The sequence below is a fragment of the Desulforegula conservatrix Mb1Pa genome (assembly GCF_000426225.1).
Classification (GTDB): Bacteria; Desulfobacterota; Desulfobacteria; order Desulfobacterales; family Desulforegulaceae; genus Desulforegula; species Desulforegula conservatrix.
The window spans coordinates 16,423-28,964 of record NZ_AUEY01000015.1; the positions used below are offsets into that span (position 1 = coordinate 16,423).

General features: G+C 35.6%; 12 protein-coding genes and 1 pseudogene. 10 read left to right on the top strand and 3 right to left on the bottom strand.

Annotated elements, in window-relative coordinates; all coding sequences use genetic code 11:
- Window positions 1–83 precede the first annotated feature (83 nt).
- The 3 genes from K245_RS0107730 to nifH all read right to left on the bottom strand — a co-directional run bounded on the left by K245_RS0107730 (window position 84) and on the right by nifH (window position 1,720).
- On the bottom strand, window positions 84–464 hold the full coding sequence (locus K245_RS0107730; protein WP_027358825.1) for a P-II family nitrogen regulator: 381 nt from the start codon (window positions 462–464) through the stop codon (window positions 84–86).
- On the bottom strand, window positions 461–817 hold the full coding sequence (locus tag K245_RS0107735) for a P-II family nitrogen regulator (RefSeq protein ID WP_027358826.1): 357 nt from the start codon (window positions 815–817) through the stop codon (window positions 461–463). The genes K245_RS0107730 and K245_RS0107735 overlap by 4 nt, the downstream gene beginning before the upstream one ends.
- 78 nt (window positions 818–895) lie before the next feature.
- Complete coding sequence (gene nifH, locus K245_RS0107740) at window positions 896–1,720, bottom strand: nitrogenase iron protein (RefSeq protein WP_027358827.1); 825 nt, start codon at window positions 1,718–1,720, stop codon at window positions 896–898.
- 1,102 nt (window positions 1,721–2,822) lie between these two features.
- On the opposite strand from nifH, the gene K245_RS28470 reads away from it, so the two are divergent.
- The 10 genes and pseudogenes from K245_RS28470 to K245_RS23575 all read left to right on the top strand — a co-directional run bounded on the left by K245_RS28470 (window position 2,823) and on the right by K245_RS23575 (window position 12,376).
- Window positions 2,823–3,224, top strand: a complete 402-nt coding sequence (locus K245_RS28470; RefSeq protein WP_051283971.1) for an Rpn family recombination-promoting nuclease/putative transposase — start codon at window positions 2,823–2,825, stop codon at window positions 3,222–3,224.
- Between the two features lie 65 nt (window positions 3,225–3,289).
- Window positions 3,290–3,475 (top strand): annotated as a pseudogene (locus K245_RS28530) (Rpn family recombination-promoting nuclease/putative transposase); the annotation flags it as partial.
- Window positions 3,476–3,542: 67 nt separating this feature from the next.
- Entirely contained in the window at window positions 3,543–3,695 is a 153-nt protein-coding gene (locus K245_RS27675) for a hypothetical protein (protein WP_156906738.1), read from the top strand.
- Between the two features lie 130 nt (window positions 3,696–3,825).
- Complete coding sequence (locus tag K245_RS0107760) at window positions 3,826–5,100, top strand: lipopolysaccharide biosynthesis protein (RefSeq protein ID WP_027358828.1); 1,275 nt, start codon at window positions 3,826–3,828, stop codon at window positions 5,098–5,100.
- Window positions 5,097–6,479 (top strand): O-antigen ligase family protein, encoded by a 1,383-nt coding sequence (locus tag K245_RS0107765; RefSeq protein WP_027358829.1) that lies wholly within the window; start codon window positions 5,097–5,099, stop codon window positions 6,477–6,479. Before K245_RS0107760 ends, K245_RS0107765 begins: the two co-directional genes overlap by 4 nt.
- Before the next feature lie 233 nt (window positions 6,480–6,712).
- The gene (locus K245_RS0107770; protein WP_027358830.1) at window positions 6,713–8,056 is read left to right on the top strand and encodes a hypothetical protein; all 1,344 of its coding nucleotides are present in this window, start codon (window positions 6,713–6,715) and stop codon (window positions 8,054–8,056) included.
- A 1-nt stretch (window position 8,057) separates the two neighbouring features.
- Window positions 8,058–9,170 carry a phosphotransferase gene (locus tag K245_RS0107775; RefSeq protein ID WP_027358831.1) on the top strand — a complete coding sequence of 371 codons (1,113 nt, stop codon included), beginning with the start codon at window positions 8,058–8,060 and terminating at the stop codon, window positions 9,168–9,170.
- Window positions 9,167–10,414 (top strand): glycosyltransferase family 4 protein, encoded by a 1,248-nt coding sequence (locus K245_RS0107780; protein ID WP_027358832.1) that lies wholly within the window; start codon window positions 9,167–9,169, stop codon window positions 10,412–10,414. The genes K245_RS0107775 and K245_RS0107780 overlap by 4 nt, the downstream gene beginning before the upstream one ends.
- Window positions 10,399–11,577 carry a glycosyltransferase family 4 protein gene (locus K245_RS0107785; RefSeq protein ID WP_027358833.1) on the top strand — a complete coding sequence of 393 codons (1,179 nt, stop codon included), beginning with the start codon at window positions 10,399–10,401 and terminating at the stop codon, window positions 11,575–11,577. The genes K245_RS0107780 and K245_RS0107785 overlap by 16 nt, the downstream gene beginning before the upstream one ends.
- A 1-nt stretch (window position 11,578) precedes the next feature.
- The gene (locus tag K245_RS23575; RefSeq protein WP_156906739.1) at window positions 11,579–12,376 is read left to right on the top strand and encodes a WecB/TagA/CpsF family glycosyltransferase; all 798 of its coding nucleotides are present in this window, start codon (window positions 11,579–11,581) and stop codon (window positions 12,374–12,376) included.
- Window positions 12,377–12,542 lie beyond the last annotated feature (166 nt).

A 12,542-nucleotide genomic window follows, 5' to 3' on the forward strand; every position in this document is an offset into this window, starting at 1 on the left:
GCTCCTCAACGTACAGAAAACGTACGTCTGCGTCGCCTCCTCCTTGCCGCCTTGCTGTCATCTTGAATGCAAATGGAATCGAGCTAAATTTCATCAAGGGCTGAATCGCCGCTTTCACCGGTTCTGACCCTGATCGCATCAGTTGCCGGAAGGATAAAAATCTTGCCGTCGCCGGCTTTTCCTGTTTTATTGACCTTGATTATAGTTTTGACTATTCGGTCAACCATCTTGTCCGGCACAACCATTGTAAGCAGGCGTTTTGGAATCAGCCTGTTTGTCTGGCCAAGCTGGGAAATGGCCTCCTCGTATCCAAGTTCAGCGCCTTTAAGGAGTGAAAGATCAACAAGCCCCTTACCTCGTCCGAGAACTTCCCTCGCGGTCATGGAAGAAATCCCTGCTTCGGTGAGGGCTGCCTTTGTCTTGTTCATCATGTCCATTCGGACAATAGCCAGGACTTCTTTCATATTTTGACCTCCTCAAGTTCGCCTGAAGGCAATTCCTTAATTCCTGAACTTATGGTGTAAGACTCAAGCACAGGGGTTATAAAAATTTTGCCGTCTCCGTAAGCGCCCTTGTCACCTGTACGTGCCGCCTTTATAATAGTCTTGACAACGAAATCCTTGTCCTGGGGTTTAACAACTGTGAAAATCAGGTTTTTTGAAATCTCGTCATATGTGATTTCACCTATTTTGATTCCGCGCTGCTTTCCTCGGCCAACTACAGGGAATTTAGTTACGGCAGGAAAGCCTGCTTCCATGAGTGAGGCAAGAACACAATCTGTCTTTTCCGGTCTTATTATAGCTCTGATCATTATCATGGAGTTTCTCCTTATTATCGTAGGCCAAATTAGAGCGCCCTTTGCTCGTAATCAGGCAAAATTAATTTAAATTCTGAACTAACCGGCAAGTCCGTATTCAACGAGAAGCTTTTCAAATTCTTCCATTTCAAGCGGAGTCGGAATAACATGCATTTTATTATCCCTGATTTTCTCGGCCAGAGTCCTGTACTCATCGGCCTGCTTATTTTCAGGCTCATATTCAATGACGGTTTTTCTGTTGATTTCTGCCCTCTGAACCACGTTGTCCCTTGGCACAAAATGGAGCATCTGGGTTCCAAGCTTTGCTGCAAGCGCGCTTATCATCTCTTTTTCAAAATCAACATTTCTTGAGTTGCAGATAAGACCTCCGAGCCTTACGCCACCAGCTTCAGCATATTTCACTATACCTTTGCAGATGTTGTTTGCCGCATACATGGCCATCATCTCGCCCGAAACAACAATATAGATTTCCTGCGCCTTGCCTTCGCGGATTGGCATTGCAAAACCGCCGCAAACAACGTCTCCGAGAACATCATAAAAAACATAGTCTAAGCTTTTATCACTGGCATAGGCGCCAAGCTGTTCAAGGAGATTTATTGAGGTTATGATTCCTCGACCAGCACATCCGACACCTGGCTCAGGACCACCTGATTCCGTACATACAGAACCTTTGAAACCTGTCTTTTGAACGTCATCAAGCTCGACATCCTCACCTTCGTCACGAAGTGTGTCTAAAACTGTTTTCTGTGCAAGGCCGCCGAGAAGAAGACGTGTAGAGTCAGCTTTTGGATCGCAGCCAACGACCATTACCTTGTTCCCCATTTCAGCAAGACCTGCCACTGTGTTCTGGGTTGTTGTCGATTTACCGATTCCGCCCTTGCCATAGATAGCGATTTTCCTCATGGCTCATCTCCTTTATTATTACTTGTTAAAATTCCAAGTTGCCTGACGTCTTGTGAACCCTTAAGCAAAGCCAATTTTATTCACAGCACAAACACGCTTTCTTACAATGCACTTAACGTGCCAATACTATTCAAGATTAATGAGATAAGATAACATACTTATTTTATGATATATTCTTGAATAGATTATATACTGTATTCAATTAATTTGTTTCAAATTTGTTACACTATATGCAAATATTACATATTTGCATTTTGTAGAAAAATAAAGAAGGGAGCATGAAAGATATTAAGATCTTTTTTCCATTATTTCAGGATATTATAATTACAGATATTTATTCGTGAGTTTTATTTGTTCATCCTAATATAAAATCAATATTGATAAGGTCTCAAAAAGTTCTATTATCGTCATTCCGGTGCAGGCCGTAATCCATAAGCAACTGAAAATAAAGGATACCTGATCAAGTCCGGGCAATATTTTCAGAATATCACAGAGTCTGATTTGCGAAGAAGAAAAGGAATCGTGGCTTTTTAAAGCTTTTCAGGATTCAAAAATCTAAAAATAATTATACAAAAATGTTATTTAATGTTTGGAGTCACTGTTCAGGAATTTTTTTAAAATGCGCGCCGAGTCCATTTTGGGGAGTGGCAGAACCAGGGTCTTTCGAAGGGCTTTATGATATCGCAAGAGTTTTCTATGCGGCTTTTACAGGCTTCAATCGGGATACGACAGCTACCACCGACAGCAAGGAGCCGGTGGTTTGTTAAAAAAATGGTAAGAAGGTCGCAAAAAGTTCTATTAGCGTCATTCCGGCGCAGGCCGGAATACAGAAATGACAAAGATACCTGATCAAGTCGGACATGATGCCGACGCCTTTTTATGACTTTTGTGAGATTATCAGTTTTAAAAACACGATAATATAATAATTAACGCTTGCTTTTATCGTATTTTGTTTATATGCGCATTAAAACAATTATTAATGAGAAGCTGACCGGAACTTAAGCCAACAGGCCATACACTCGGTTGATTTCAGCAGCAACACCGCTCATTATCTTTATGAACAGTTAAAACAGGATTTATTGGGGTCACAGCATTAGTTTGTATGGAAAATAGTTCTAACAAAATACAAAACCCACACGATAGTTTTTTCAGGGAAGTATGGACAAACTCTGAAACAGCTCGCAGTTTTGTAGAAAACTACCTGCCGCAGGGAATCGTTTCCTCAATAAATATTGATACGCTTGAAATCTGTAAGGATTCTTACGTCACAGATGAACTCAGCGATTTTTTTTCAGATATATTATATAAAGTAACAATTGGTGAGGATTCAGGGTTTGTATATTTTCTCTTTGAGCATAAAAGCTTCAAGGACAAAAACATTCATTTTCAGCTTTTGCAGTATATTGTTGAAATATGGCGCCTGCATGGATCTAAAAATAAAAAAGGCAAGCTGCCTCCTATTATTCCCATAGTTATTTACCATGGCAAAAAAACTGGAAAATGAATCCAAATTTTTCGTCAGCAGTTTCAATACCATCAGACGAATTAAAATGACTTGTCCCTGATTTTGATTTTATTATTTATGATCTTTCCAAATATAACGACAAAGACATCATAGGGAGTATCCTTTTAAAAATAACACTCCTGATTCTAAAGCATATACGAGATCCGGAACTAAACTCCCGTCTTCCGGATATCTTCGCACTTCTTGCGGAAGTGAATATATCAGGGAAAAGGAAGTGGCAACTGCCTTAACCACTGCGGTTGGGCCAAAAAAGGCGTACAGCAGGGAGCACAATCATTACAGGAGAGCCTTAGGTTTATGATTTCTATACTTTATGGAAATACCGAAACTCCCATAAAAATGATTCAGAAAATAAAAAGCATAAATGATTTGGCAACCTTGAATACAATTTTAAAAGCTGTAAAAAATAAAAGCTCTATCGATGAAATTTTAAATCAGCCATTATCTTGATTTTACAACCCTTTATGGAGTTAAATATTTTTAGCATTATTTATTCAAATTTGATGGATGAGCGATCAGCAATAACTGAAACCCAGGTTTTTATGGCGTCATCAGTTTTGTATTTCAAAAAGAATTTTATATGATTCTAAGATTGAGACAATTAGCAAAAAAACAGCATGGAATTCTCTATGCGCTCATTGATCAGGCAATAGTCAGCGGTTGTAATTTTTTGACGGGTATTATTATTGCAAGATTTCTTGGAGTTAATGAATACGGTAAATTTACCTTAGCATGGATGACTGTTTTATTTTTTAACAGTATCCAACTTGCAGTGATAATAAGTCCTATGATGAGTCTTGCACCCTCAAAAAAAGAACCGAAAGAAAAAGAAGCTTTTTATAATAATTTTTTTTCATTGCAATTACTATTAACAATTTTTTCTGTAATATTTCTTTTTTCAGCCATAAAAATCAGCATTTACTTCAAGCCAGAGATGAATCTACAAGCTTTGTGCTTTCCCTTATGCTGTTCTCTTGCCGCATATCAAGTGCAGGATTTTTACAGAAGGTTCTTTTTCTCAAAAAATTCACATAAAGAAGCATTATTAAATGACTGTGTGAGTTACCTTGGGCAGCTTATAATGCTTATTATTCTTTTTAAATTTATATCTCTTAATACTTTGGATGTTCTGTATGTTGTATCTGGAACTTCACTTGTGGCAGTAATATTAGGGTATTTCAGAAGCAAAGGTCTTAGAATTAATCTAAACCACACCAATATAAAGAAATCCATAATTGATAACTGGCGCATGACAAAATGGCTTCTTTTCAGTGCATTCTTACAATGGACTACTGGCAATTTTTTTATTGTGACAGTTGCGAGTATCAATGGAGCATCTGCAGCCGGTGCAATACGTGCTACTCAAAATTTAATTGCAATTACACACGTTTTCTTCCAGGCATTTGAAAACATTTTCCCATCCAAAATGACAAAAATATTTTTAAGTAAGGGCCTTGATGGTCTGAAGTCGTATGTCTTAAAAGTATCATTTTGGGGTTGCGTGTTAGTATCATTCATAGTAGCTGGAATAGCATTATTCCCATCTTTTTGGCTAACCCTGTTTTATGGGAAAAAATATATCGCCTACGCCAATATATTAACTTGGTGGGGCCCTATTTACATATTAATGTATTTAAATTTCCCGCTGCGAGCGGCATTTAGAACGATTGATTATACAAAAGCAATATTTATTTCCTATGGTTTGATGTCTGTATTTACATTGCTCTCTGCTAATAAATTGACTGTATTATTTGGTGCCAGTGGAGCAATGATTGGAATATTGCTGACTCAAATTATTTCATGCATAATCTTATTCTTTTTATTTTTTAAAAGCAAAAAAACTATTAAATCATGAATATATCTGCATTCGTTTACTTTAATATAGTAATAATTGGATCAATTATTCTTTTTGTTTTGTCCCGTTTCAAACCTGTAAGCATATGGAAACAGGCTTTTTTTTCAGACAAACTTTTTTTAATTACTTCGCTTATAATTTGTTGCATGCTTTTCTGGCCAAATAATTATCGTGAAAGCGCTTTTTCTATCGAGTCGAGTTTAGGTGCCAATAGATATATTCGAATAATTGCTTATTTGCTTATATTTGCTTATTGCTCTTTTAAACTTCACACGAAGCACAGTTTTATTAGAATGTCGTATGTAAAATGGTATATCATATATATTATAGTATGTTTTTTATCTGCTTTTTATTCCCCATTCCCAGAAGAAACACTATGGAAATCATTTGAACTATTGCTATGTGTAACGTTAGTTTTTTTATATTTTCAATCATCACGCCATGAAAAAGATTACTATTATAAATTAGTGCATGGATTAACTTTTATAATATTCGCATTGGTATTATTTTCTTTGGTTGGAATATTGATTTACCCTGAGCTTTCACGGGATGTAGGGACAGTTTTCATTAGAGAAAATACTATGGTGGATATAACTTCAATATCTATGGGAGGAATTATTCCTCAAATACACCCTAATACTCTAAGTCAATTATCTGGCATAATTTTTTTTATTGGTATTACAACTTTTTATTATGAAAAAAGGCATAAAAATGGTTGCTTTTTTGTTATTTTAGTTGGTCTATTAACCTTACTTATAGCGCATAGCAGAACTTCTATTATTGCAACTATAATATTTTTTTTATTATATTTAGTTTTCAATAACAAATGGAGATCTATTGTTACAATTGTAATTACAGGCATAATTGCTTTTGTTTTATATAGTGATTTTATTTTAGCTTTTATTTTAAGAGGCCAAGACAAAAATCTTTTTTTATCAATGTCTGGAAGAAGTAATATTTGGTCAATAGCGTATAACGCTTTCATCGAAGACCCTTTGCTTGGAAAAGGCTTCTATTCTGGCCATAAATCCCTTGATATGTCCAAAATCTTATCTGTTTTTTCAAATATTGATAACACATATTTGGAAAGCTTAGTAAATGTTGGGGTAATTGGTACTTTTTTCCTCATAACATTTGCTTTCACATTAGTATTTGATTCTTTCAAAATGCTTATAGTCCAAAGACGTATATGGTCTACAGATGACTACATAATATTGTCCTATTTATGTATTTTTGAGTCTTTTGTAATATTCAGATCTTTTGCAGGCCCGAGTTATCAGATTATGCATATTAATCTGTTTATTATGCTTGTTTCAGCAGCGGCTATTACTCTCTTAAAGAGAGAGAAAAAATTTTATAAACTTCCTAATTATCAGTAAGTTAGATATAGAATGCGATTACTAAATTTAGGAAATATAATAAATTAATAAGGGCAAAAAAACCTGTATCATTGGCAATAACGTCTGGTGAGTACAAGAGTTATAGGTATCCCTGGTGCTCAAATAGGTGATAATACAATTATTGGAGCAGGATAAATAGTGACAAAAGTATCCCTGCAATCTCTATTGCCACTGGTAATCCCGCTAAAGTTATTAAAAAAGAGATAAAAACAATGCATTATAAATACTCAAATACATCAATATTTAATATATTTACTCGCTTTTTAGAAGATGAAGGAATTAAATATTGCATTGTAGGTAACACATCTGAATTCTCTTATAACATTGAAGGCGACGTTGATATAGTCATAGAAAGCAGACCTGCCAAAGAGATAAATAAAATTATATCTTTTTTTTCTGATAATAATGAGCTTTGTCTTGTTCAAATGCTTCAACATGAACAATGTGCATATTATTTTGTACTATTCAAACAGAATGATAGCCAATTAATTAATATAAAGCTGGATATATGCTCAGATTATCTCAGAAATGGAAAAAAGTTTCTTAAATCGGATGAAATACTGAGCTCTATAACCAAAGCTAAAAACGTGCAAGAAAACCATATCGAGATCGAGTTCTTTGTTCCTTCCACAGAAATGAATTTCATTTATTATCTTCTAAAAAAAACAGATAAAAAAAGTATTAATCAGAAACAGTATTTATTTCTTAAAAAGCTATGGAATGAAGAACCTGAATCATGCTTGAATCAGATAAAACGATTCTGGCAGAGTCCATATGATCAAGGCGTTATTTCAACTGCTTTTGAAACAAACAATCAGGCAACGTTGCAAAAAAAGCTCCCACACCTTAAAGATCAGCTTCATCGAACACTTCGTTATACATCAAAGAATCTTACAAACGAAATATTCAGGCTGCTGAAAAGAATCTGTCAGCCTACCGGACTTTTTGTAGTAATCATGGGGCCTGACGGATCTGGTAAAAGTACTGTCATAAATGCTGTCAGGAAAGATCTTGAACCAGCTTTCAGAAACAAGGATTATTTTCACCTGAAACCAGATGTTTTTAAAAGATCAAAAGGGAATGCCGGGCCAGTATTAAACCCGCACAATGAACCTCCAAGAACGCCTCTGATGTCGTACCTTAAGCTGCTATACTTTTTAACAGATTATGTTTTCGGATATTTTATTAAAATAAAACCAAGGCTAATTAGATCATCATTTGTTGTATTTGACCGATATTATCACGATCTGCTCGTTGATCCCAAGCGCTACAGATTTGCTTCTTCAATGAAGATTGCTAAATTTGTTGGCTCTCTTATACCAAAACCAGACTTATGGATTTTTTTAAACGCGAGTCCGGAGGAAATTCAGAAAAGAAAACAGGAAGTCCCTTTTGAAGAAAGCCAGAGGGCATGCAAAGAATATCTAAAATTAGCCTCAACACTAAAAAACAGCTTAATAATCGATGCGTCCCAACCTGCCGATAAGGTAATAAATGACGTAAACAAGGCTATACTTACCCATATGGCAAACAGATTCAAGCAAAGACATTTGTAAGATGAAAGATACATCTCCTGTAGAATACATATTAAAAAAAATCGGTTTATCATTATGCGATACAGGGAGTGAAAACGGTATTAATCGTTATCTCGTTATCCATAGCAAGGGAGAGCCAAGATGGATTATTCCAGCAAAAAGTAAAGGCATAAATGCATTATGCTCTATATTGAATGAGTGGCGGCCATACAGCCTGATGGCTTTAATTAAATGGAGGTTTCTGGTTATTCTCTATCGCCTCAATCTTCTTCAACATCTGCCTCAGGTTAAAAAGATAGGATTCATATATAAGCATGATTTTTTGCGTAAAGCCTTTGGGAATAGCAAAAAAGAACTTCTTATTTATATCGGAACTCCGGGGTATGAACGTAAAGCCGTCATAACAGTCCTGGATTCAATTTCTTTAAAGCCTGAGTGCATATATAAAATTCCTATTGAAAAAGGAGCTAATCATTCAATCATCAAAGAAGCAGAAACATTGAATATGCTTTCACGATATCAGATCAATGCACCAGCTGTAATTGAATTTGATTCAATCAATGGCATTTCCAGCCAGACTTATGCTAATGGGTATTTATACAAGAGATCTCTTACTGATAAACACATTGACCTTTTGATCAAAATGCCAAAAACAGGGAAGAAAATATCTTTTCTTGAGATAGGTCATAGCCTCAGGAAAGGGCTTGAAACAATCAGTTTAGATAAAAAGCTTAATCGTGGATTATCTAAATTAACTGAAAGGTTTTCAGCTGACTGCCATTTTGACTCTGTATTTGTTCATGGTGACCTTGCCCCCTGGAATATCAAAATGCAGCATGATAATCAGCTCTGCTGCATAGATTGGGAAAATGCCAATGAATTCGGTCTTCCTTTATATGATTTATGCCATTTTCATTTAATGCAGAGTTTTCTATTTGGAAAAGAATGGTCAATGATAAGATTTTTAAAAAACAATCAAATTATCAGATACTTGGAATTCCATTGTCTAAACAAAAAACAAGCTGAACTGCTTATATTATTTTATCATTACGACTTGATACTAAAATCAATTATAAAACAGGATACATACGCATCTTTTCTAATCAGCAATCTCAGGAAAAACAGTCTAATATGAAAATACTTCTCTCTGCCTATGCATGTGAGCCGAACAAAGGCTCTGAACCAGGAGTCGGATGGAACTGGGCGATTGAACTTGTAAAATTAGGACACGAAGTCTGGGTTCTTACAAGAGCGAATAACAGGAATGTTATCGAAGCAGAATTACAAAAGGCTGAATATTCGGACAAACTACATTTCATTTATTATGATTTGCCTGATTCTATAATGAAATGGAAAAATATCAAAGGCGGGATATACCTTTATTATCTATTATGGCAATGGTTTGCCTTTAAGGCTGTTGAAAAAATCCATATTAAACAACAATTTAATCTGGTCCATCACGTTACTTTTGTTTCAATAAGACAGCCAAGTTTTATGGGCAGATTGGGTATACCTTTTATTTTTGGTCCTGTTGCCGGTGGCGAAACCGCACCATTCCAATTAAGAAAATCATTTGGGATAAAAGGATGGATTGTTGATTTTGCAAGAGATATAGCAAATTGCTTCATCAGGCTTGATCCTCTGATGAGGCAGACATTTAAATCTGCGTCTTTTATTTTAGTTACATCAAATCAGTCAAAAAAGCTTATTCCTAAAATTTTTCATAAAAAAACTAAAATTCAACTTGCAATCGGCATTAGCTCAGATTTCAAACACAGCAATCTTAAAATCGACAATAAGTACAAATCTAACAGAATACTTTTTATAGGCCGTTTTATTTTCTGGAAGGGATTACACATTGGCATCCGTGCATTTGAAAAATATTCTAAGGTCAACCCTGATGCGACATTCACAATTGTTGGGGAAGGTCAGGAATACTACAAATTAAAAAAGCTTACTGATACCCTGAATATATCCCACAAAACAATATGGATAAACTGGCTTAATCAAGCGCAACTTTCAGATATATACAGTAAACATGATATTTTTTTATTCCCAAGTCTGCACGATTCAGGTGGGATGGTTGTTTTAGAAGCCATGATACACGGCCTGCCAGTTGTTTGCCTCGATATTGGTGGCCCTGGGGTCATTGTTGATGGTACGTGCGGGATCAAGATTAATACAAATTACAAATGTGCATCTCAAATTATTGATGAATTAGCTAGAGCACTTTTCAAACTGTCAGATGACAAATTTTTATATAAGGATCTAAAAACAGGGACTTTAAATAAATCTGAACAGTATTACTGGCCTTCGGTTGTTAAAAAAGTCTATGAAAATATTAGTAATAACCAGGTTGGGCAATGCGAATCCTTATAGTTCATAATTACTATCAACTTTCAGGCGGTGAAGATGCTGTTGTTGATGCTGAAAAAAATAACCTTCTCAGGAATAATCATACTGCAGAATTATTTTCATTAACAAACGACTCAATTTCAGGAACATTGCCTAAGATTAAAAGCGCTCTGAATATTCATTATTCAAATGGATCAAGACAAAAAATAGGAGATTTTATTAAAAGATATGCTCCTGATATTGTTCATGTCCATAATTTCTTCCCTCTTATAACTCCGTCTGTTTATGACGCCTGCATAGAAAATAATATACCTATTGTTCAAACTCTGCATAATTACAGAATAATCTGCCCAAACGCATTATTAATGCGTGATGGTCATATTTGCGAAGAATGTATTAACAAAATTCCTTATAAGGCTGTTTTGAACAGGTGCTACAGAAATTCCATCCCTGGAAGCGCATCTGTTGCTTTTATGATTGAATTTCATAAAAGAAAAAAGACTTGGCAAAACAAGGTAAATCGTTTTATAGCTCTCAGCGAATTCTCTAAGTCTAAATTTATTCAGGCGGGATTGCCTGAAAACAAAATAACTGTAAAGCCCAACTTCACAGGTAAAAACCTAACTGTTACTCCAGATACAGAATCACAAGAACCATTTGCTCTGTTTGCTGGCAGATTATCAGAAGAAAAAGGCGTTGATACTCTTATGGATGCCTGGCAAAACCTGCCTTACTCGCTAATTATTGCTGGTGATGGCCCGCTGATGCAGTCTGCTATTAAAAAAGGCAAAAAAAATTTTCATTTTCATGGGATGCTGGACAAAAAAAAACTGATTAATAAAATGAACGATTCATCTTTTATTGTTCTTCCTTCTATTTGTTATGAAAATTTTCCAATGGTAATAGCTGAAGCTTTTTCACTTGGTATTCCTGTTTTAGCCTCAAGACTTGGCGGCATGGCTGAAATAATCAAAGATGGTGTTAATGGGCTTCATTTTGAATCTGGAAATCCTAAAGATCTTGCAGATAAAGCCAGATGGCTTTTTGAACATCCTGAAGAATGCAGAAAAATGGGTGAAAATGCCTTAAAAACCTATGAAGAGAAATACACCCCTGAAAAAAATTATGAAATGCTGATGGATATATATAATGAAGTTATTGAAGAGCATAAAAGAGGATCAAATTAATATGATGAAAGCAAAAATTCTTGAAATGCTGTCTGATATAACAAATCATGAAAAAGCATTAATTACTGTCATTAACTGGACAAAAAACAAATCAGGCAAATATGTCTGCGTTTCCAACGTCCACATGTGCATGGAAGCCTATGATCAGTCTGAATATGCGAAGATAGTCAATAGCGCAGACCTCACAGTACCCGACGGCAAACCCCTTGTCTGGGCTCAAAAACTTTTGGGGCATAAAGAAGCTTCTCATGTCCGGGGAACTGACCTTACTTTGGAATTATGCAAGGAAGCCGAAAAAAAACAGATACCAATAGGGCTTTATGGCGGAAGCCAGAACGCGCTTGATAATTTTAATGTTTTTCTTAAGAAAAAATTTCCTGAACTTAAAACAGCTTATTCATTCTCTCCTCCTTTCAGGCCGCTTACACAAGAAGAAGATGACTTATATACAGCTCAGATAAATGAATCCGGAGCAAAGATTCTTTTTGTCGGACTTGGCTGTCCAAAACAGGAAATTTGGATGGCTGAACACAAAAACAGGATAAACTGCGTTATGATCGGAGTTGGTGCTGCCTTTGATTTTCTGAGCGGAGACAAGAAAGAAGCTCCTATATGGATGCAGAATTTGGGAATTGAATGGGTTTTCAGATTCGCGAGTGAACCTGATAGATTATGGAAAAGGTATCTTAAGCATAATCCAAGGTTTGTTGTGCTTTTTATTGAGCAGTTGATGAGAGAGAGATTTGGGAAAAACCTTTCAGGGAAATCTCCCATGCCCCCCTTTACAAAGGGGGAATAAAGATGTCGGATTACGGGCAAAGAGCGCCCTAATCCGACCTACGGAAATCAAATGAACTTTTTTTATGATTCGGCATTGATTTTGTCAAATTTATAGAATGAATTATGCATTAAAATAAGGTGAGTTGCTATGTCAGACAAAATGAAGCAGATTCTTGAAAATATCA

Coding starts and splice junctions, on each gene's coding strand:
- K245_RS0107730 (WP_027358825.1), bottom strand. CDS start 464: ATGAAAGAAGTCCTGGCTATTGTCCGAATGGACATGATGAACAAGACA.
- K245_RS0107735 (WP_027358826.1), bottom strand. CDS start 817: ATGATAATGATCAGAGCTATAATAAGACCGGAAAAGACAGATTGTGTT.
- nifH (WP_027358827.1), bottom strand. CDS start 1,720: ATGAGGAAAATCGCTATCTATGGCAAGGGCGGAATCGGTAAATCGACA.
- K245_RS28470 (WP_051283971.1), top strand. CDS start 2,823: ATGGAAAATAGTTCTAACAAAATACAAAACCCACACGATAGTTTTTTC.
- K245_RS27675 (WP_156906738.1), top strand. CDS start 3,543: ATGATTTCTATACTTTATGGAAATACCGAAACTCCCATAAAAATGATT.
- K245_RS0107760 (WP_027358828.1), top strand. CDS start 3,826: ATGATTCTAAGATTGAGACAATTAGCAAAAAAACAGCATGGAATTCTC.
- K245_RS0107765 (WP_027358829.1), top strand. CDS start 5,097: ATGAATATATCTGCATTCGTTTACTTTAATATAGTAATAATTGGATCA.
- K245_RS0107770 (WP_027358830.1), top strand. CDS start 6,713: ATGCATTATAAATACTCAAATACATCAATATTTAATATATTTACTCGC.
- K245_RS0107775 (WP_027358831.1), top strand. CDS start 8,058: ATGAAAGATACATCTCCTGTAGAATACATATTAAAAAAAATCGGTTTA.
- K245_RS0107780 (WP_027358832.1), top strand. CDS start 9,167: ATGAAAATACTTCTCTCTGCCTATGCATGTGAGCCGAACAAAGGCTCT.
- K245_RS0107785 (WP_027358833.1), top strand. CDS start 10,399: ATGCGAATCCTTATAGTTCATAATTACTATCAACTTTCAGGCGGTGAA.
- K245_RS23575 (WP_156906739.1), top strand. CDS start 11,579: ATGATGAAAGCAAAAATTCTTGAAATGCTGTCTGATATAACAAATCAT.